This window comes from Clostridium simiarum (assembly GCF_018919175.1).
Classification (GTDB): domain Bacteria; phylum Bacillota; class Clostridia; order Clostridiales; family Clostridiaceae; genus Clostridium_L; species Clostridium_L simiarum.
In genome coordinates this window covers 793,960-812,504 of sequence record NZ_JAHLQL010000001.1, presented here as the reverse complement: position 1 = coordinate 812,504, position 18,545 = coordinate 793,960, and the positions used below count along the sequence as shown (strand labels likewise).

Here is an 18,545-nt window from a genome sequence, read left to right as displayed (position 1 = left end):
TTATTATAATATAATATATCTTTTATTAGGATAAAGGGTGATAGTAGATAAAATAATTATGTTGTGACGTTTTTATTATGAATATGTCTATTAGTTATTATCTTAATATTATTAAATTCACTATAAAAATAACTAGAAGTTTATTAATAATGTAGGTACTATTTAAAATCCTCTTTTTTAGGTTCCATGGATTTTGAAGGCTCTATTATTTCTATATCAGTACTATCTAATATTATTGGTTCTTTCATATTTCTTTCAATATAAACAGTGGAGAATAGTATCTCTATACCAGCACATAAAAAATATAGTGCTATTAATACTGCTAAAGATATAAATGTTACATAGGGTTTAAATGTCATCATTAAACCAAAGGAAAAAGCCGCCAAAGATAGAATTAGCGCTATGTACCAATAAGTTACCTTTCTTCCTTTAAAAGAACCTATTAATGAAACTAATGCATTATATGTACACCAAAGACCTAATATTATAGAAAAGGATAGTATAGAAAGATTTTCATTAAAGTAAAAGACTGCTGCTATGATTATAAAAATTAGTCCTTCAAATAATTTTAAATAAAATAAATAGCTTGCTTCAAAGTTATTTTTGTTGATTAAAGCCTTTATAAGTTTTATTACACCCAGAGCTACTAATAATAGTTGAAAAAATAAGGATAGAATAGTAAGAGACTCTAAAGGATGTACAAGACTTATAATTCCTACAAATATAAATAACATTCCTTGAAGTATTGATAACATTTTACTGTCTCTCATAAATATTGCCTCCCTTTATAAAATTATGTATATTATATATTATAAAGGATAAATAACAAAATTGAGATAAATTTTTCATATTCTTTGTTTTTATTTTTTTACCTCATGTCTAACATGAGAAATATTCAAATCCATTATATGAAATCTGATAGCACTAAGTTAAAGATTTGTTTTCTATGATTTACTTTTTATGAAGAGAAGGTACATAACTTACCTGAATAATTTTATTGTAAAGAATAGGTATAAAGAGCTAATTCTTATAAAAAAACTTTACTTGAATGTTGAAATTATCTTATCATAAAGTAACAACATTTAAATGGAATTAGGAAATGTGAAAAATATTATAGATTTTATTATTAAGGTTTACATTGATTTGATTAAAAAATGGGTATTATAAGGAGGATTACATGGAAAAAATTTTAATAAGAGAAATGAATAAAGGGGAAGACATACCATATGAGCTTTTATTATTGGCAGACCCTTCAAGAGAAATCATTAAGGATTATATTAATAGGGGAATTTGCTATTTAGGTTTTATAGAGAATTCTTTAGTTGGAGTATATATTCTGTTAAGAACAAGACCATTTACACTGGAATTAGTAAATGTTGCTGTAGATGAAAGATATCAAGGAAAAGGTATAGGGAAGACCTTAGTATTGGATGCTATAAGTAAGGCAAGAGAAAAGGGAGCTAAAACTTTAGAAATTGGCACAGGAAACTCAAGTATAATGCAACTAGCATTATATCAAAAATGTGGATTACGTATAACTGGTATAGATAAAGATTTTTTTAAGAGACATTATAAAGAGAAAATATTAGAAAATGGAATAGAGTGTATTGATATGATTAGATTAAGCATGGATTTATGAAAGTAAGTATTAAATAATAATAAGGGATTTCAGTATGTTTTGTTTAAAATAAATAAAATATATATTATAAATCTGTTAGATAGTAAAAATTAGGAATTAGAATATATAAGGGTTATATTAATAAAAACCTCTGTAGAATAATAGGAAATTCTTACATAGGTTATTTACATATAACATACAGGAGATATGAAAAGGAGATATTTAAATGAAGGATAAAAAAAATGATTTTAGTATAGAAAAACCTAAGTTGCCTATAGATCTAGAAGGGATAGAATCTATAGGGCAGTTAGAGGACGAGAGTTACATATCCTCTGGAGTTATAGGGGGATATATAATTGAAAATCAAGTAGCAGATGCTGTAACTTTTAATGAGGTTATATTTAAAAATTCTACTTTTATAGGAAGCTCTTTGAACTATGCTGAGTTAACAGATGTAAGATTTGAACACTGTGATTTATCAAATGTTGATTTTAGAAATTCTATAATTCATAGAGTGGAGTTTATAAATTGCAAGGTTATGGGCATTAATTTAAGTGAGTCAACTTTGAGAAACGTAAGGTTTAATCAATGTAGTGGAGATTACGGATTTTTTAGTTTTGCTGACTGTAAGGCCGTAAAGTTTCAGGACTGTGAGTTATGTTATTCTGATTTTCAGGATTGTAATTTTAATAAGGTTGGATTTTATAATACAGATTTAACTCAATGTCAAATGTCAGGGACTAAGTTAAAGGATATTGATTTTACTAGTTGTAATGTAGATGGGATAGGGGCCAGAATAGATAACTTAAGAGGAGCAATATTCTCACCTGTACAGGCAGTTTCATTATCCAAATTAATGGGAATAATTATAAGATAATGAATTGACACTGCATATTAATAGAAAAAATACTAGACTTCATATAAAATTAGTAAATAATCTTAAAAAGAGATTAGTAATATTACATAGGAATTTAAAATTCTTATAACAAAGAAGGATTTTAAATTCCTATTTTTACTTTATTATGTTATAAGATTTTTAAAAGGTTTACAATAACATATTATTAATTTAACGCTAGTATAGATATTGAATTAATAAAAAATATAAATATAAGTTGACAAAAAGGTAAAAAACATATATTATTTTTATAATTTAAAAATATAGATGAAGAAGGAGAAAAAAGCATTATCACTTAACAAAAGAGAGCTGATGGTAGGTGGAAATCAGTGTTAATATAATGTGAAATAATCACTCCAGAGTCTCTTGGTTGAAAAGTTATGAGTAAATAAAGACGGGTGCTACCGTTAAAAGGCTAAAGTTAATATAAGGATTACTTTAAGTAATCTTTATATGATTTGAAATAAGGTAATAGTAATCTATTACAAAGTAGGGTGGTACCACGTTAGAAATCTTCGTCCCTATGAATATTTAAATTCATAGGGACGAAGATTTTTTATTTAAGTTTAACTTTTTAAATATTATAAAAGGGGGAATACAAATGAAAAGAGATAATTTTGGTTCAAAACTCGGGGTAGTAGCTGCTGCTGCTGGATCTGCTATAGGTTTGGGGAATATATGGAAATTTCCTTACATAACTGGGGTAAATGGAGGAGCTGCTTTTATATTAGTTTATTTACTTTGCATATTTCTAATTGGAATTCCAGTGATGTTATCTGAGTTTGCATTGGGTAGAAAAAACCAGGTAAATGCAGTAGAAACTTTTAAAAAGCTTAAACCAAATAGTAAGTGGCATTTAGCTGGATATTTGTCTGTACTTACAGCTTTTATAATACTATCCTTTTATTCTATGATAGCTGGTTGGGTATTTTCTTATATTTTAAGATCTATTACAGGGTCTTTTAATAGTATACCTGTAGAAAAACTTTCAGAGCACTTTACAACTTTAATTTCTAATCCATGGGAACCTCTAGCGTTTACATTATTAGTGTTGGTCATAACTGCTATAGTTGTTTTCTCTGGAATACAAAGTGGTATAGAAAAATTTAGTAAAATAGTAATGCCTCTTTTAGTAGTGCTAATTTTAATTCTTATGGTGAGATCTTTCACCCTTCAGGGAGCTTATAAAGGTATTGAATTTTTATTTAAACCGGATTTTTCTCAATTAAAGCTTAAAGGAGTATTAGAAGCTTTAGGACACTCTTTTTACACATTAAGTTTAGGTATGGCTATTATACTTACTTATGGAAGCTACATTAAGAAAGACGTGAATCTAGTAAGCTTATCTATACAAGTTGCTCTAGCAGATACTTTAATCGCTTTGATGGCAGGTATGGTAATTTTTCCAGCAGTATTTGCCTATGGACTTGAACCAACCTATGGACCAGGGTTAATATTTGTAACATTGCCAGCAGTATTTAAATCTATGCCCTTTGGAAATTTCTTTGAATTTTTATTCTTTATATTAATAGCTATTGCCGCAATTACATCTACAGTGTCTTTAATGGAAGCAGTAGTGGCTTTTGTTTCAGAAAAATTTAAATTAACTAGAGGTAAATCTACAGTTATTATCTTAGTGTTATTGTATCTTTTAGCTATTCCTAGCATATTATCCTTAGGTCCTTTAGCAGGATTTAAAATAGGAGGAAAGGTATTTTTTGATGCCATGGACTTTATAACTTCAAATATATTTTTACCTATAGGTGGAATTGTAGTTTGCATATTTGTTGGATGGATTTGGGGAGCTGATAAGGCTGTAGAAGAAATAACAAGTGATGGTGTTTATAATTTTAAATTTAGATATATTTATAGTATTTTAGTAAGATATATAGCTCCCATAGCTATATTGTTTATATTTCTGTATTCTTTAGGAATAATAAAGATATAGAGAAAAGGAATAGTGAGATAAAGCGAAACTTTAACTCGCTATTCTTTTTTATAATTTTTATTGACAAAGGTTAAAATTAGATTTATTGTTTATTATATAAAGTAAGTTAATAAATAAAAGTAATTGAAATAAAAAACTTTTGTTATATAATAAAGTTTCAAAAAAACCTTAAAAAGGAGGATGTCTAATGATAAAAAAAATAGATAGCAAAAACATGGGGAGTAGTGATTTAGGGTGGTTAAAGAGTTTATTTCATTTTTCCTTTGCAGAATATTATAATTCTCATAATATTAATTTTGGAGTTCTAAGAGTATTAAACGATGATTTAATAAAATCTAATAATGGATTTGATACTCATGGACATAGAGATATGGAGATAATATCTTATGTGGTAAATGGACAATTAACTCATGGTGATAGTATGGGTAATAAAAGAACCATAGAAAGAGGTCAGGTACAATATATGAGTGCTGGCACTGGTGTCCTTCATAGTGAGCATAATTATGGAGAGGATACAGCAAGACTACTACAAATTTGGATAATGCCAGATAAAAAGGGCTATGAGCCGAGTTATGGTGACTATATGTTCCATTGGGAGGATAGAAAGAACAAGTGGTTACATATAGTTTCAGGAAAATTAGGCGAGGCTCCTATAAAAATAAATCAAGATGCTAATTTTTACGTTTTAGAATTAGAAGAAAATGAAGAAATAGATTTTCATGTGAAAGATGGAAGGCAAGCTTATTTAGTACAGATAGAAGGAATAGCAGAGATAAATGAGGTGATTTTAAAAGAAAAAGATGCCATGGAAATAATAGAAGAAAAGTTGCTTATAAAATCAAAAGAAAAATCTCACATTATAGTTATAGAGATGAAAAAAGAAAAGTAGAAATTTCACTTACTTATTCAAGATTTTTCATTTAAATCATAAGAAATAGATAAATGAACTTTTTCTTAGGTGCTATGATTTTTTAGTTAATTATGTTTTGATTAAAAAATTATAATGTGAATTTAAACTAGATAATTAGTATATAATTAGGTCCTAATTCAAAGAGGCATTTATAATTAATCATATCTTTGAATTAGGACAAATTTTATAGCCCTATTCAGATTTATATACTATTTCATAGTCTGTATCTTTAATTAAAAAAACTTTTTCTATATCGTCCATTATTATAGAGTTTATATTTTTTTCATAATCAAATTCTATGCTTATGCCGCAGTTAGAGCTGAGCTTTCTAGGGGTTGGTAATATTTTATGATTTATTTCTTTTTTTTTCAATACATTACTGAATTTTATAGCTCCTGAATGAGTATAAAATAAAGAAATATATTTCATAGTATTATTTTTTAGCATATAGTATAAAATCATCATTTAGCTCTTTTACTGAGACAGCATAGCCGGATTGTTTCATGTAACGTTCTACATTGTTTTTGGCAGTAGTATTATCCACCATTATTTCTATTCCCTCTGGATAATCAGTTAAAGCTTTTTTTGCCATTAATACAGGTTGAGGACAGGACATACCTCTAGCGTCAATTTGCACCAACTTTTACATCCCCTTTCGATTTTATATTAATCTTTTTTGTTTCTTTTTCTATATTTATATAAGATATTAAAAGTACAATTATGAAACCAATTATAACAGCTATTTTTCCATTAGCTGTAGGGCCTTTTGCGCTAGAAGCTAAATTAAAGTTGTGAACAAAAGCAGAACCTACAAATAGCCCTAGAACAGTAATAACAGAGTCTATGTTTCCTTCAGCAGATAGTATTAGTTGTCTTAAAGGACAACCTCCTAATAAAACTGATGCCCATCCAGCTAAAGACATTCCTAAAAAGTTCCACAAAGCGTCGTTATGAGCCACAGGTTGATCTAAAAAGCTAATATTAAATTTACCAATTATTAAATTTCCTATAAGAGCAAATATAAATATAGAAATAAAACCAGATATTAAATAGCTGTCTTTAAACATTATTAAATCTCTAATTCCTCCAACCATACATAATCTGCTTCTTTGTGCAAGAGCTCCTACAATAAGACCTGCAATTAATGCCATGTAGATAGGAGCATGGGACGAGCCAGGTCCTTTGGAACTAAAGAATATAAATGCGGGAGCTGCTATAAGTAACGCAAATAGTCCTATATTAACGGCTGGAAACAAGTAACTTTCAAGTTTTGTAGTTTTATAATTTCTTTTTAAGCTAAAGCCCTTGTTTAAAAATTGTATACCTACAATAATTCCTGCTGCAAAACCAACTAGTCCAACGATGGCGTTTAAATCTCCCCCTGCTAATCTTAAAACCATTCTTAAAGGGCAACCTAAAAACATGAGAGCACCTACCATTACTATAAAACCTAGTATAAACCTTATAAATGGTGAAGAACCCCCTCTGGAGTCTAATTCTTTTTTGAAAAATGCCATTATAAATGCGCCAAGAACTATGCCTATAACCTCAGGGCGTATGTATTGAACCACTTCAGCCCTATGTACACCTAAAGCTCCAGCAGTATCCCTTATAAAACAGGCTATGCATAAACCCATATTTACAGGATTGCCAAAGTACACAAGTAGTACGGATATTATCCCCACAATGGCTCCGGTTATTATAATACCTTTTTTTTCTTTCATAAATATCCCCCTTTATTTTCTTATTCAATCTAAATATACCAAATTGTTAAATATATGTTAAATAGATAAGTTTAATCATAGGTGGTATAACTATATATAGTTTCTATAGAAGAGCTTTGGAATGATTTGTTAAAAAGTTATATATTAAATAAAAGCTATTTATTACAACATAAGGAATAATGCGGAATAAACATTTCTCTACTTTGTAATTTTTAATAGAAAAGGGTTATAATAGAATTGTAAGAAAACATATTAATCTATATTATAAGTCTTATTTATCATGTGATTACCACAAAATATGCTACTCTAGGAGGGTGTTTTATGAAAAGCATCATATATTATTTTTCAGGTACAGGAAACTCTTTAAAAATAGCCAAAGACTTAAAGAAAAATATTGAAGATACAGAAATTATACCTATAATAAAAGCTTTAAACGAAAAAGATTTTAGTTGTGAAGCTGAAAGGGTTGGGTTTGTTTTTCCTATATATTGCGCAAATATTCCACCTATAGTAAAAGAATTCGTAGGGAAGATAAATTTAGATAAAGCTAAGTATATATTTACTGTAGCTAATTGTGGTGGAATAGATGGAAATACTTTGTTTAATATGAATAGCATACTTAAAGATAAAAACTATAAATTAAACTCCGCATTTACAATAACCATGCCAGATAATAGCATAATATATAAGAATTCAGAAGAAGATAGGAAAAAGTTTTTAGATAAAGAGAATAAAAGTACAAAAGAAATAGCTTCTATAATCTTAGAGAATAAAAATGTAGGTATAAAAGGTAAATATAAAAGTTATATGAATGGTTTAAGTAAGGTTATGGCATGGGCTATGAAGTCTATTTATAGGGTTGACAGAAAAGGCTGTGTTGAAGAAAAATGTATAAAATGTGGTATATGTGATATGGTATGTCCTACAAACAATATAACCTTGTCAGATAACTTCCCTAAGTGGGGGAAGAATTGCACTCAATGCTTCGCTTGTATTCATTGGTGCCCTAAAAGTGCAGTGAAATTTGGAAGAGTTCAAATAAAAAATAATAATAACTATCATAATCCTGATGTAGTGATTCAAGACATAATAAGTCAGAAAATGTAAGCGTATGTTATGCATTTAACATATATAATATAATTTAACATAAGTTTATATAGAGATAAACAGCATAAAAAAACATAAAATTGCCTACATTGAAGCTAGGGATTTTATGTTTTTTATTACGTTATAACTTTTTAAACTAGTAAAATTATAAAAATACAATGATTCTATTCATTAGAATAATTACTGTGGCTCAGGAGAAAATAGATATATAACAAAAGTTAAAGGAGTGATATTATGTCTCATGCTACAGGTAAAAAGAAGAAGAAAAAAACTTCAGAAAGAAGACCAAAAGTAGACATCATATATGAAGAAGAGATGAAAAAACATAAATCAAAAGGAACCATAAATCCAGAATAATAAAGGGAGGAGATATATTATATGAATGAGAATAAATTTAATAAGGGACAATACGAAAAAGCTGCGGAAAGAGCTAAGGAATTACTTGATAAGGGCATTGGAATTACTGAAATAATAAATATGACAGGGCTTTCAGAGGAAAGAATCAACAAAATCCATAATAAAATGAAAAGATAATATATTATCTTAGAAATATATATTTTTAATGAAATTATTACACCTTTATTGTAAAATAGATTTTAGTTAGATGAAGAAATTCGATGGTATTAAATGAAAAATAAAATCTGTATAGTGTTTATTTCAAAAATGGGGGGATTTTATGAAAAAAGTAGCAGTTATTTTTAATGGTGGAACAATCTCTATGAAAGTTGATCCCAGAATAAAAGCAGCAGTTCCAAGTCTTACTGGAGAAGAGATAATGTCAATGGTAACGGGGATAGAAGAATATGCAGAGATAGAATCTCATAATTTTTCTACTTTGCCTGGACCTCACATGACTCCAGAGATTATGTTAGATTTATCAAAGTTTATCCAATCTTTTTTAGAGAGAGAGGATATAACAGGGGTTGTGGTTACTCATGGTACTGATTCCCTTGAAGAAACAGCATATCTTGTGGATTTAACTATTAACTCTAGTAAACCGGTAATATTTACGGGGTCTATGAGAAGTAGCTCAGAATTAGGATATGATGGTCCATCAAATTTAGCGGAAGCCATTTGCACAGCTATATCTGAAGAAGCAAGAGATAGAGGGGTATTGGTATGCTTAAATGGAGAACTTAATTGTGCATCAGAAGTTACTAAATCCAATTCTATGAGTTTAAATGCTTTTAAGACACCTAACTTTGGTCCTATCGGAATTGTGGACAACAATAAAGTGATTTTTTATAGAAACAGTGTTGAAAAACAAACAGTAGCTATAGATAAAATAAATGCTAAGGTTGCATTGATTAAATGCGTAGCAGGGATGGATTCTGGAATGATAAATTATTGTATAGATCAAGGAAATCAAGGAATTGTAGTAGAAGCTATGGGAAGAGGAAATATTCCACCTCTTATGGTAGAGGGAATAAGATTAGCTATAAATAAAGGTGTAGCTGTTGTAGTAGTGTCTAGATGTTTTGAAGGAAGAGTTTTTGATTCCTATGGCTACCATGGTGGAGGGAAGGAATTAAGAAATCTTGGAGTAATATTTGGAGATAATCTTCCAGGACAAAAGGCTAGAATAAAATTATTGGTAACTTTAAGTCATACAAATGATATAAATAAGGTGAGGGCTACCTTTGAAAAAGGTTTGTATAATAATATTTAAAATCTAATGATATATTCTGTGAATATAATTAATCAATTATAAAATACGAATAAAAATAAAAAAATAAAAAGTATCATACGTAATGTTGACAATATTTAATTAATGTTGTAGAATAATATTCGTAAAGCGTAGAGCTCATATAATTTTGATGATAAGGATCAAAAGTTTCTACCAGACACCATAAATGTCTGACTATGAGTGAATCTTTAGAATTGTCTCCAATTACAGCTGCAGTTGTACTTTTTATTTGTTGAGATGATGCCTATATAGATTCCTCAAGGAATCTATATAGGCATTTTTATTTTTAAACTATATAACTAAAACTTTAAAGAAAATTATAATTAAATTTAGGGGGATGGACATGGAAGAATCATTTAAATTTAGCAAAATAAAATCCGACAACAATACAAGTGTAAAAAAAGAGATAGTGGCAGGTATAACCACATTTTTAACCATGGCATATATTATAGCGGTTAACCCAACAATTTTAAGTGCCACAGGGATGCCAGCAGGTGCATTAGTTACGGCTACTTGTCTTTCAGCAGGTATTGCAACTATAATGATGGGATTTTATGCGAATTTACCTTTTGCATTAGCATCTGGTATGGGGCTTAACGCGTTCTTTGCATATACAGTAGTAATAAAAATGAATGTGCCTTGGCACGTGGCTCTTACAGCAGTATTTATAGAAGGTATTATATTTATAGTTTTATCATTGACTAATGTAAGAGAATTGGTTGTTAATACTATTCCTATGAATTTAAAGTTAGCTGTTACTGCTGGAATAGGACTTTTTATAACCTTTATTGGATTTGTTGATAGTGGAATGGTAATAAAGAATGACGCAACTTTAGTAGGACTTGGCAATTTTATATCACCAACAGTTTTAATTGCTTCTTTAGGATTAGTGGTTATTGTAATTCTTTCAAAAAAGAAAGTAAGAGGAGCTATTTTATTTGGAATTTTTGCAAGTACTATGACGGCTTGGATCTATGCTATGATAAATCCAGAAGCAGCAGCTTTACATAAAATATTTTTACCAGCGGGAATTTTTAAATTTGAATCTTTAGCACCAATTGCTTTTAAATTAGATTTTTCATTTTTAATGGATTCATCAAAGATATGGGGATTTATTACTATAGTTTTCACATTTTTGTTCGTTGATTTCTTTGATACTGTTGGTACTTTAGTAGGAGTTACATCAAAGGCAAATATGTTAGATGAAGAAGGAAGAGTACCAAGAGCAGGTAGGGCTTTATTAGCAGATGCTGTAGGAACCACTTTAGGAGCATTACTTGGCGTTTCAACAGTAACAACTTTTGTGGAAAGCTCAGCAGGAGTAGCTGAAGGGGGAAGAACAGGACTTACAGCTATTACTACAGGAATATTATTTCTTCTAGCTATGTTTTTTTCACCATTATTTGTAGCAATTCCAGCTTGTGCTACAGCACCAGCTCTTATAGTAGTAGGATTTTTTATGATAGAAAATGTAGTTAAGATTGACTTTTCTGATTTTACAGAAGGAGTTCCTGCTTTTTTAACCATTGCTTTAATGCCATTAACTTATAGTATAGGTGATGGATTAACTATAGGAATATTATCTTATGTAATAATAAATTTAGTAAACAACATATTTAGTAAAGAAAAGAAAAAAGTTTCTCCTGTGATGATAGTGCTTGGAATTATATTTATTTTGAAAATAATATTTACAGGATTAAAATAGTATATAGATATTAAGATAAAACTCTACATTCTAAGTAAATGTTAATTTGTGATATAACTAGAATTATTAATAGATTCTAGTTATATCTATTTAATATATTATTAAGAAGGTAGAGTTTTTTATTTATGTACACTTTCTATTATTTTGCATATTATAGAAGTTTTAAAAGCTTTGTAGCAAAACATTGAAATATGAATATTATGGTAAAAAGTAATATTTTGGAGGAATTCAATTGAAAATAAATAATAGGATAGTAAATCTTCAAGAATATCATTTTAATAAGATTGAAACGCTAAAAAGAGAAGTTAGCGCAAAAGGCAAAGATATAATAGATCTTGGCATAGGGGATCCGGATCTATCTCCACCTAAGGAAGTTAATGAGGCTCTTATAGAGGCTTTAAGTTATGAAAAATATCATAACTACCCAGTAAGTGAAGGAATTTTTGAATTAAAAGAACAGATTGCTAAATATTATAAAGTTAATTATAATGTAGAGTTAGAAAAGGATGAAATATTAATACTGGTGGGATCAAAAGAAGGATTAAGCAATATAATACCAGCAACTTGTGATATATCAGATCATATTATTTTACCAGAACCTTCTTATCCAGCCTATGAGGCTTGTAGCAGGCTTTGGGGGGTAATTCCATATAAAACACCTCTTATAGAGGAAAGAGGTTATTTTCCTAGATTAAATACAATTCCTGAAAATATTAAGAAAGTAGCAAAGCTTATGATTATTAATTATCCCAATAATCCTACAGGAGCTATTTTAAAAGAAGACTTTCTATGGGAAGTAAAAAAAATGTGCAGAGAATACAATATAGTTTTATGTAATGACGGGGCTTATAAGGAGATAGTTCAAAATAATAAGAAAAAGTTATCTATACTTATGGGGGGGATAGAAAATTGTATTGAATTTGGTAGTTTCTCTAAAGCTTTTAGCATGACAGGATATAGGATAGCTTATGTAGCTGGTGATAAAAATATTATAAAAGCTTTATTGAAGGTTAAAAGCAATATAGACTCAGGTCAATTTATTCCTATACAATATGCTGCATTAAAAGCAATAAAAGATTGTGAGCATTATATAGAACATATAAACCATATATATTATAGAAGAAAAATTTTGGCTGAGAATATTTTAAAAGAGAAAGGATTAGAGTACTTCAAAGGACAGGGAACCTTTTACATTTGGTGTAAAGTACCTAAAGGCTATACAACAGATGAATTTTGTAATAAGCTACTTGTAGAAAGGGGCATAGTGGTTACACCAGGATATGTATTTGGAAAGCTTGGATTTGGACATTTCAGGATATCTCTTACTAAGGAGGAAGAACTTATAAGTAAGGCGCTGAATAGCATAGATAAAATTAGTATGAATTAGATAAAGTCTATTTTTAAATAAACCTTGAAATAATGGATGCTATTTATGTATAATAGGTATTATGAACTGGAAGAACATAAGGAGGATTTTGATGATTAGAAGTATGACGGGCTTTGGGAGAGCCAGTAGTGAAGAAGGCAGTAAACGAAGCTTCATAATAGAAGTTAAAAGCGTTAACCATAGGTTTTTAGATGTTAATGTTAGAATGCCTAAAGCGATGATAGCTCTAGAAGAGAGAATTAGAAACATCATTTCTCAGTACTTAAATAGGGGTAAGATAGATCTATTTTTAAATTATAAAAATTATGAAAAAGTAGAAGGGAAAGCAAATCTAAATAGAGAGCTTTTAGATAGTTATATGGGATGTCTAAATGAGATAAAGGAAAGATATTCTGTTAAGGATGATATATCCTTATCTTTTATTTCTAGGTTTCCTGATGTAATATATGTTGAAGAGGAAGAATCGGATTTAGAAGACCTTTGGAAAGAAATACAGCCTTTGGTACATTCAGCAGTAAAGGGCTTAGTAGCCATGCGAGAAAAAGAAGGAATTAAATTAAGAGAAGATATCCAAAATAATTGTAATAGTATAAAAAAAGAATTAGATAAAATAGAATTAAAATCTCCTAAAGTTGTGGAAGAATATAAATTAAAACTTGAGGAAAGAATAAAGGAATTAATAGGAGATGCAAAGGTTGATGAAAATCGTTTAAGTATGGAGATTGCTATATTTGCAGATAAAGCCAGTATTGCAGAAGAGATAACAAGATTAAATAGTCATATAGGTCAATTAAGTCATACTCTAGCTTTAGAAGAACCTATAGGCAGAAAACTAGATTTCATAGTTCAGGAGATGAATAGGGAGGCTAATACTATAGCTTCTAAATCTTCCGACTTAGAAATAACAAATTGGATATTAAATGTGAAAAACAATATTGAAAAAATAAGAGAACAAGTGCAGAATATAGAATGATGAATTTTAGGAGGAATACAATGAGTATTAAATTAATAAATATAGGTTTTGGTAATATAGTTTCTGCTAATAGGTTAGTGGCCATAGTTAGTCCAGAGTCAGCTCCTATAAAAAGAATAATTCAAGAAGCAAGAGATAGGGGCATGTTAATCGATGCTACCTATGGTAGAAGAACCAGAGCTGTCATAATTACAGACAGCGACCATGTTATTCTTTCAGCTGTTCAACCAGAAACTGTAGCTCATAGACTGTCATCTAAAGAAGAGGAAGCTATGGATGAGGTTGATGAATAATGTCTAAAAAAGGTATATTAATAGTTATATCAGGTCCTTCAGGAGCTGGAAAGGGTACCATTTGTAAGGCTTTATTAGAGAGAAATGAGTATTATCTTTCAATTTCAGCAACTACTAGATCACCTAGAAAAGGAGAAGAGGACGGTATTAACTATTATTTTTTAGATAGAGATGAGTTTAAAACTAAAATAGAAGAAGATGACTTTTTAGAATATGCTGAAGTTTATGGAAACCTATATGGAACTCCTAGATCCAAAGTTCAAGATATGCTTGATAGTGGAAAAGATGTCATACTTGAAATAGATATCCAAGGAGCTTTAAGAGTTAAAGATAAAGTAGATGATGGAGTATTTATATTTATATTGCCACCATCTATGGAAGAGTTAAAACAAAGAATAATAAAAAGGGGTAGTGAAACCCCGGAGTCTTTAATGACTAGATTTAAATCTGCTTATCAAGAGATTAATTATGTGTCAAAATATAATTATGCTGTGGTAAATGATACCGTAGATAAAGCAGTTAGAAAAATAGAAAGTATACTTATTGCTGAAAAATGCAGAGTAGATAGAATAAAAGAAAAGATATTAGATTCCAAGGAGGGCCTGATTCATGAACAACTCTATGATTAATCCATCAATTACAACTTTATTAGAAAAAGTAGATAATAGATATACTCTAGTTACAGTAACTTCAAAGAGAGCTAGACAAATAATTGAAGGCGCTGATCCAATGGTGGATGTTGAGTCCAAAAAACCTTTAACTCAAGCTATTAATGAAGTAGGAGAAGGTTTTATTAACTATGAAACAGTGAAGGAAGGATTCAAATAGTAATGCAAGAAAAGAGCAATTGTGTAGTAATAGGAGTCTCTGGCGGTATAGCTGCATATAAAGCTCTAGATATTATAAGCGCCTTAAGAAAAAAACAAATAGAAGTGAATGTTATAATGACAGAATCTGCTACAAGGTTTGTTTCACCCTTAAGCTTTCAATCTTTAAGCCAAAACATGGTTACGGTAGATATGTTTGAAGAACCTAAAGCTTGGGAAATACAGCATATTTCATTAGCTAAAAAGGCGGATATACTTCTTGTAGCTCCAGCTACAGCTAATATAATTGGCAAGGTAGCAAATGGAATTGCAGATGATATGTTATCTACTACCATAATGGCTACTAAAGCAAAGGTTGTATTTGCTCCAGCTATGAATACAAATATGTATGAAAATCCAATAGTTCAAGAAAACATAGCCAAATTAAAAAAATATGGATATGAATTTATAGAACCAGCTAGTGGAAGGTTGGCCTGTGGTGATGAAGGAAGAGGAAAGCTTGCAGACACTAAATATATAGCAGATAAAATAGAAAGTATGCTATACGAGCCTAAGGACTTAGAAGGTAAAAGGGTTCTAGTTACAGCTGGTCCTACTATAGCAAAGTTAGATCCAGTAAGATACATAACAAATAGATCTACTGGAAAGATGGGATATGCTGTAGCGGAAGAAGCTAGAGATAGAGGAGCTGAAGTAATTTTAATTTCAGGTCCAACATCTTTAAAGGATCCTTTTGGTATTCAGCTTATAAGGGTTGATACTAATGAGGAAATGTTAAAAGCAGTGCTTTCAAATTATGAGGATGTAGATATAGTTATAAAGACAGCGGCAGTAGCAGATTATAAACCTAAAATTTATAGCAAAGAAAAAATAAAAAAGCATGATGAGGACCTTATGTTAGAGTTTTTAAGAGATAATGATATATTAAAAATTCTAGGGGAAAAAAAGAAACATCAAGTTTTAGTGGGATTTGCTGCAGAAAGCCATTCATTATTAGAGAATGCAGAAAAAAAGCTTAATAATAAAAATTTAGACTATATAGTTGCAAATAATATTATTCATACGGGTTTTGCTTCAGAAGATAATAAAGTAAGCATAATTTGTAAAAATGGAGATATTATAGACTTAGAACCTATGCTTAAAAAACAGGTTGCAAAAAATTTATTTGATATTATAAATAAAAGGCGCTAATCTGCGCTTTTTTATTTTATAAAGGGTGATATATATGTTAAAGTTTGCTGGTATTGTTATAAACCAAGATGCCAATGAATTGGATAGAATTTTCACCTATAGGATTAAGGAAGATCATAGGAATAAAATAAAGGTTGGACATAGGGTAAAAGTTCCTTTTGGTCGAGGAAATAGGCTTATAGATGGATTTGTTTTATATCTTTATGAAGGGGTAAAAGAACTTGAAGATACTTATGTAGAAATAAAAAGTATTGAAAATCTCTATAGTGATGTGGAACTTTTTACGAATAAAGACGTAAAACTTATGGAGTTTATGAGAAAAAAATATCTTTGTTCCTATGTAGATGCTTTGAGACAATTTCTACCTAAAGGTATTATTGGTGGAATGAAGAAAAAGACTGTAGAAGTGTTATTTGTATCTAAATCCTTAGAAGGAAAATATGATAAAGAACCTTATATTTCTATATTCAATAAGGTAAAAAGTTTAGAAGATGGAGTTACAAGGGCTGAGCTAAATAAGAACTATGGAATGTCTTTAAGTTCTATAAATACCCTAATAAAGCATGGATTTATATCTGCAGATTCTAAGATTATCCAAAGATATAATCATAAAGAGTTTCAATACTATGGCAAGAAAAATTTAAATACTGAACAAAAAAATATAGTGGAAAATATTTTAAATTCTTATAACCACACTTTTCTCATTCATGGAGTTACAGGTAGTGGAAAGACGGAAGTATATATGAATTTAGTAGAAGATAATATTCAAAGAGGAAAAGCTTCTATAGTTTTAGTACCTGAAATTGCCTTAACGCCACAAATGATAGAAAGGTTTAAAGGACGATTTGGAAAAGAGGTAGCAGTATTTCATAGTAAACTCTCAGATGGAGAAAGATTTGATGAGTGGTTTAGAGTTAAAGAGGGTAAAGTTAAACTAGCTGTAGGAGCTCGTTCAGCAGTGTTTTTACCATTTAAGGACTTGGGGCTTATAATAATTGACGAGGAGCATGAAAATAGTTATAAATCTGATAGCAATCCAAAGTATCATGCTAGGGATATTGCAGAGTATAGAAGCAAATTAGAGGGATGTAAAGTAGTGCTGGGTACTGCTACTCCTAGTATAGAAACCTATTATAGAACAGAAATTGGGGAAATAGAACTACTTAAAATGGAGAATAGAGCAGACGGAGCCTTAATGCCTAATATACATGTTGTTGATATGAGAGAAGAACTTAAAAATAATAACAGATCTATTTTTAGTACTTTATTATATAATGAGATAAAAACAACCTTAAATAAGAAAGAACAAATTATATTGTTTTTAAATAGAAGAGGTTTTTCTACATTTGTATCCTGTAGAAAATGTGGATATGTATTTAAATGTGATGATTGTGATATATCAATGACCTATCACTTTTCAGGTAATTATTTATCTTGCCACTATTGTGGTAAAAAGATGAGGGTTAGCAATATTTGTCCAGTTTGTCATAGTAATTATGTGAAATATTTTGGAGTAGGAACAGAGAAAGTTGAAACAGAAGTAAGAAGGCATTTTCCAGAGGCTAGAGTACTAAGGATGGATCTAGATACTACAAGAAAGAAAGATTCTTATGAGATAATATACAATACATTTAAAAAAGGTGAGGCTGATATTTTAATTGGAACTCAGATGGTATCTAAGGGATTGGATTTCCCAAATGTATCTTTAGTGGGAGTTTTAGCTGCAGATTTATCTTTGAATCTTCCAGACTATAGGGCTTCGGAAAGAACATATCAACTTGTAACTCAAGTATCCGGTAGAGCAGGAAGAGGAAAAACTATTGGTAATGTTATAGTGCAAACATATTTGCCGGAAAATTATAGTATAAAAGCGGCTCAAAATTATAGTTATTCTAGTTTCTATAATCAGGAACTTACTATTAGAAAAGATATGAGCTATCCACCCTTTGGGAAAATACTATCTATAAACTTAAGTTCTAAGAATGAGGATTTATTAATAAAATGTATACAAAATATTGGCATTAATTTAAAAAATAAGTTCCTATACCATGATAAAATAGAAATATTGGGACCGTGCCCTTGTATGATAAGTAAAATAAAAGAATCCTATAGATGGCAAATAATAATAAAGGGACAAATAGCTGATGAATTAGCAAAAGAAATAAAAGACTTTTTATATGAAAGTATAAAGGATTATTATAAGGATATAAGATTAAGTATTGATATAAATCCTAATAGTTTAATATAATGTAAATTAGAATTAATATATAAAGATATGGA

General features: G+C 29.5%; 20 protein-coding genes, 1 riboswitch and 1 other annotated feature. Of the genes, 16 read left to right on the top strand and 4 right to left on the bottom strand.

The annotated features are described in order from the left end of the window. Positions 1-158 precede the first annotated feature (158 nt). The gene (locus tag KQI89_RS03865; RefSeq protein ID WP_032121807.1) at positions 159-770 is read right to left on the bottom strand and encodes an HdeD family acid-resistance protein; all 612 of its coding nucleotides are present in this window, start codon (positions 768-770) and stop codon (positions 159-161) included. Between the two features lie 407 nt (positions 771-1,177). On the opposite strand from KQI89_RS03865, the gene KQI89_RS03860 reads away from it, so the two are divergent. The 4 genes from KQI89_RS03860 (at position 1,178) to KQI89_RS03845 (ending at position 5,350) form a co-directional block, all read left to right on the top strand. After that, positions 1,178-1,639, top strand: coding sequence for a GNAT family N-acetyltransferase (locus KQI89_RS03860; RefSeq protein ID WP_216455975.1), 462 nt, complete (start codon positions 1,178-1,180; stop codon positions 1,637-1,639). Between the two features lie 205 nt (positions 1,640-1,844). Continuing rightward, complete coding sequence (locus KQI89_RS03855) at positions 1,845-2,495, top strand: pentapeptide repeat-containing protein (RefSeq protein WP_216455974.1); 651 nt, start codon at positions 1,845-1,847, stop codon at positions 2,493-2,495. Between the two features lie 279 nt (positions 2,496-2,774). Further along, positions 2,775-3,039, top strand: a binding site (T-box leader). A gap of 75 nt (positions 3,040-3,114) precedes the next feature. Continuing rightward, a complete protein-coding gene (locus KQI89_RS03850; RefSeq protein ID WP_216455973.1) occupies positions 3,115-4,461 on the top strand; it encodes a sodium-dependent transporter in 1,347 nt (448 codons plus the stop codon). Positions 4,462-4,648: 187 nt separating this feature from the next. Next, a complete protein-coding gene (locus tag KQI89_RS03845; RefSeq protein ID WP_216455972.1) occupies positions 4,649-5,350 on the top strand; it encodes a pirin family protein in 702 nt (233 codons plus the stop codon). A 213-nt stretch (positions 5,351-5,563) separates the two neighbouring features. On the opposite strand, the gene KQI89_RS03840 is transcribed toward KQI89_RS03845, so the two are convergent. The 3 genes from KQI89_RS03840 to yedE are packed head-to-tail and all read right to left on the bottom strand — an operon-like array spanning position 5,564 to position 7,095. Then, on the bottom strand, positions 5,564-5,833 hold the full coding sequence (locus KQI89_RS03840) for a putative Se/S carrier protein (RefSeq protein ID WP_246582945.1): 270 nt from the start codon (positions 5,831-5,833) through the stop codon (positions 5,564-5,566). Continuing rightward, positions 5,805-6,008 (bottom strand): sulfurtransferase TusA family protein, encoded by a 204-nt coding sequence (locus KQI89_RS03835; protein ID WP_243125461.1) that lies wholly within the window; start codon positions 6,006-6,008, stop codon positions 5,805-5,807. The genes KQI89_RS03840 and KQI89_RS03835 overlap by 29 nt, the downstream gene beginning before the upstream one ends. Beyond that, entirely contained in the window at positions 5,998-7,095 is a 1,098-nt protein-coding gene (gene yedE / locus KQI89_RS03830; RefSeq protein WP_216455971.1) for a YedE family putative selenium transporter, read from the bottom strand. Before yedE ends, KQI89_RS03835 begins: the two co-directional genes overlap by 11 nt. A gap of 321 nt (positions 7,096-7,416) precedes the next feature. On the opposite strand from yedE, the gene KQI89_RS03825 reads away from it, so the two are divergent. The 12 genes from KQI89_RS03825 (at position 7,417) to priA (ending at position 18,513) form a co-directional block, all read left to right on the top strand. Next, positions 7,417-8,202 carry an EFR1 family ferrodoxin gene (locus tag KQI89_RS03825; RefSeq protein WP_216455969.1) on the top strand — a complete coding sequence of 262 codons (786 nt, stop codon included), beginning with the start codon at positions 7,417-7,419 and terminating at the stop codon, positions 8,200-8,202. A 234-nt stretch (positions 8,203-8,436) separates the two neighbouring features. Then, complete coding sequence (locus KQI89_RS17895) at positions 8,437-8,559, top strand: hypothetical protein (protein WP_279231051.1); 123 nt, start codon at positions 8,437-8,439, stop codon at positions 8,557-8,559. Positions 8,560-8,580: 21 nt separating this feature from the next. Further along, a complete protein-coding gene (locus KQI89_RS03820; RefSeq protein WP_187117376.1) occupies positions 8,581-8,736 on the top strand; it encodes a hypothetical protein in 156 nt (51 codons plus the stop codon). Positions 8,737-8,878: 142 nt separating this feature from the next. Next, positions 8,879-9,871, top strand: a complete 993-nt coding sequence (locus KQI89_RS03815) for an asparaginase (RefSeq protein ID WP_216455968.1) — start codon at positions 8,879-8,881, stop codon at positions 9,869-9,871. Positions 9,872-9,986: 115 nt separating this feature from the next. Further along, positions 9,987-10,086: riboswitch (purine riboswitch) on the top strand. A 140-nt stretch (positions 10,087-10,226) separates the two neighbouring features. Continuing rightward, the gene (locus KQI89_RS03810) at positions 10,227-11,594 is read left to right on the top strand and encodes an NCS2 family permease (protein WP_032121798.1); all 1,368 of its coding nucleotides are present in this window, start codon (positions 10,227-10,229) and stop codon (positions 11,592-11,594) included. 232 nt (positions 11,595-11,826) lie between these two features. Then, positions 11,827-12,981: an aminotransferase class I/II-fold pyridoxal phosphate-dependent enzyme gene (locus KQI89_RS03805; protein ID WP_216455967.1), complete on the top strand. Its 1,155-nt coding sequence runs from the start codon at positions 11,827-11,829 to the stop codon at positions 12,979-12,981. Between the two features lie 91 nt (positions 12,982-13,072). After that, the gene (locus KQI89_RS03800) at positions 13,073-13,954 is read left to right on the top strand and encodes a YicC/YloC family endoribonuclease (RefSeq protein ID WP_216455966.1); all 882 of its coding nucleotides are present in this window, start codon (positions 13,073-13,075) and stop codon (positions 13,952-13,954) included. Positions 13,955-13,974: 20 nt separating this feature from the next. Continuing rightward, positions 13,975-14,247 carry an extracellular matrix/biofilm regulator RemA gene (gene remA / locus KQI89_RS03795; RefSeq protein WP_032121795.1) on the top strand — a complete coding sequence of 91 codons (273 nt, stop codon included), beginning with the start codon at positions 13,975-13,977 and terminating at the stop codon, positions 14,245-14,247. Further along, a complete protein-coding gene (gene gmk, locus KQI89_RS03790; RefSeq protein WP_216455965.1) occupies positions 14,247-14,876 on the top strand; it encodes a guanylate kinase in 630 nt (209 codons plus the stop codon). Before remA ends, gmk begins: the two co-directional genes overlap by 1 nt. Further along, the gene (gene rpoZ, locus KQI89_RS03785; protein ID WP_032121793.1) at positions 14,857-15,075 is read left to right on the top strand and encodes a DNA-directed RNA polymerase subunit omega; all 219 of its coding nucleotides are present in this window, start codon (positions 14,857-14,859) and stop codon (positions 15,073-15,075) included. The genes gmk and rpoZ overlap by 20 nt, the downstream gene beginning before the upstream one ends. 2 nt (positions 15,076-15,077) lie before the next feature. Further along, positions 15,078-16,265 carry a bifunctional phosphopantothenoylcysteine decarboxylase/phosphopantothenate--cysteine ligase CoaBC gene (gene coaBC / locus KQI89_RS03780; RefSeq protein WP_216455964.1) on the top strand — a complete coding sequence of 396 codons (1,188 nt, stop codon included), beginning with the start codon at positions 15,078-15,080 and terminating at the stop codon, positions 16,263-16,265. Positions 16,266-16,299: 34 nt separating this feature from the next. Next, on the top strand, positions 16,300-18,513 hold the full coding sequence (gene priA, locus KQI89_RS03775; RefSeq protein ID WP_216455963.1) for a primosomal protein N': 2,214 nt from the start codon (positions 16,300-16,302) through the stop codon (positions 18,511-18,513). The last annotated feature ends 32 nt before the right edge of the window (positions 18,514-18,545 follow it).